The organism is Pseudomonadota bacterium (assembly GCA_039815145.1).
Lineage (GTDB): Bacteria > Pseudomonadota > Gammaproteobacteria > Steroidobacterales > JBCBZW01 > JBCBZW01.
Genome location: JBCBZW010000270.1, coordinates 1 through 2679 on the forward strand (window position 1 = coordinate 1; position 2679 = coordinate 2679).

1 pseudogene is annotated in these 2679 nt (G+C 62.2%); it reads right to left on the reverse strand.

Going from position 1 to position 2679, the window contains the following annotated elements:
• Positions 1–305 precede the first annotated feature (305 nt).
• Positions 306–2679 (reverse strand): annotated as a pseudogene (locus tag AAF184_25615) (vitamin B12-dependent ribonucleotide reductase).

The window sequence follows — 2679 nt, forward strand, 5'->3', positions numbered from 1 at the left end:
CACAGCGCCAGCAGCACGGCCCGGGATGGCTGCACCGTGCGACGCCGCAGGCATCCTGCCGAACCAGAGTTGACCAAAGAAAAAACGGAGAGCCGAAGCTCTCCGTATCAAGTTTCGCCACTCAGGCTCATTAATTTACCGCCCGGTGTTTTTTGCCTGCGGCCTGAGCGTCGTCGGGGGCGAGCGCACCCGCCCCGTGTGAAGGTGGGACGGACTTCAAGTACCGCCCCACCCGTCTCGTCGGGAGCCCGACCGGCCTAGCCGGCCCGGCCCCCTCGCGCCCCATCCCCGGGCCGCGTATCTTCTCAGCTACACCCCGACGTCGCGCCGCAGGTGTTGCACTTCATGCAGGTGCCGTTGCGCACCAGCGTGTAGTTGCCGCACTCGCCGCAGGCTTCGCCTTCGTAGCCTTGCATCTTGGCCTTGGTGCGGGCGTCCATCAGCGTCGCGGTCACAAGGTCGCTGCCGCTGGCTGCCGCCACTTCGGGCACCAGCGCCTCCAGCGCGGCCGACGCATTCGCGCCGCTTTCGGCCATGCCCCCTTTGAGCACCACCAGATCCTGGGGCAGACGCTTGCGCAGGTAGCCAGTCGAGCTGATCTGCTTGAGCACCTCCAGCGATTTCGACGCCGCCGTGTCGGAGATTTCGGAAACGTTGCTCACGCCTTCCTCTTCCCCGCGCCCGATATCGTCGAATGTGGCCCCTTCGGGTTTCACATGCGCCAGATCGGTGCGGTCGAGATAGGACACCGCCAGTTCGCGGAACACGTAGTCGAGGATCGACGTCGCGTTCTTGATGCTGTCATTGCCCTGCACCATGCCTGCCGGTTCGAACTTGGTGAAGGTGAAGGCGTCCACGAACTCCTCCAGCGGCACACCGTATTGCAGGCCCACGGACACGGCGATGGCAAAGTTGTTCATCATCGCCCGAAAGCCCGCCCCTTCCTTGTGCATGTCGATGAAGATCTCGCCGAGATTGCCGTCCTCATACTCGCCGGTGCGCAGGTAGACCTTGTGGCCGCCCACGATGGTTTTCTGCGTGTAGCCCTTGCGGCGTTGCGGCATCTTTTCGCGGTGAGATTTCACGATCTCTTTCACGATAATCTTTTCGACGATCTTCTCGGCGAGCACTGCGGCCTTCTCGGCCGGTGCACCTGTTTCCAGGACTTCCGCCGCCTCATCATCATCCTCGACCAGAGCCGCGGCGAGAGGCTGCGACAGTTTCGAGCCGTCGCGGTAGAGCGCGTTGGCCTTCACCCCCAGCGACCAGCTGAGTTCATAGGCGCGTTGGCAATCCTCGATCGTCGCATCGTTGGGCATGTTGATCGTCTTGGAGATCGCGCCCGAGATGAACGATTGTGCCGCGGCCATCATGGTGATGTGGCTGTCGACGCTCAGGAAGCGCTTGCCTTTCTTGCCGCAGGGGTTGGCGCAGTCGAAGATATGGTAGTGCTCTTCGCGCAGGTGCGGTGCACCTTCCAGCGTCATCGTCCCGCAGACATGGTCGTTGGCCGCGTCGATGTCCGCCTTGGAAAAACCCAGCGATTTCAGCAGGTCAAAGGTCGGATCGTTCAGCTTGGCCTGCGGGATGCCCAGCACTTGGGTGCAAAACTCCTCGCCCAGCGTCCATTGGTTGAACACGAACCGGATGTCGAACGCGCTTTCGAGGGCGGCGTCCACCTTGGCCAGCTCATTGGCGCCAAAGCCGTGACCGGCCAGCGTCGTATGGTTGATCGCAGGGGCGTTCCCCATGGAGCCGTGGCCGACAGCGTAGCTGACGATTTCCTCGATCTGGGCGGAGCCGTAGCCGAGATTTTCAAGGGCTGCGGGCACCGACCGGTTGATGATCTTGAAGTAGCCACCGCCAGCGAGCTTTTTGAACTTCACCAGGGCAAAGTCGGGCTCGATCCCGGTTGTGTCGCAGTCCATGACCAGGCCGATGGTGCCGGTGGGCGCGATCACGGTGGATTGCGCGTTTCGGTAGCCGTTTGCCTCGCCCAGTTTCAACGCCTCGTCCCATGCGGACATGGCGACGTCGATCAACTGCGGATCGGGGCAGTTGGCGTGATCGAGTGCCACGGGCTTCACCGCCAGCTTCTCATAGCCTTCGGTGGCGCCATAGGCGGCGGTGCGGTGGTTGCGCATCACCCGCAGCATATGTTCGGCATTCTTGGCATAGCCCGGGAATGGCCCCAGCTCTCCGGCCATCTCGGCGGAGGTGGCATAGGATACGCCGGTCATGATCGCCGTCAGCGCACCGCACAGCGCGCGACCCTCGTCGCTGTCATAGCCGTGGCCCATGTTCATCAGCAGACCGCCGATATTGGCATAGCCCAGACCCAGCGTGCGGAACTCGTAGGAGCGTTGCGCAATCTCCTTGGACGGGAACTGTGCCATCATGACGGAGATTTCCAGCGTCACGGTCCACAGGCGCGCCGCGTGCATATATTCCTCGACCTGGAACTGCCCGTCCTTGAGGAAGGTCAGCAGGTTCATCGACGCCAGGTTACAGGCCGTATCGTCCAGGAACATGTATTCTTAGCAGGGGTTGGAGGCGTTGATCCGGCCGCTTTCGGGGCAGGTATGCCACTCATTAATGATGGTGTCATACTGCACGCCAGGGTCGGCACACTGCCAGGCGGCTTCGGCAATTTGCTCCCACAGATCACGGGCCTTGATG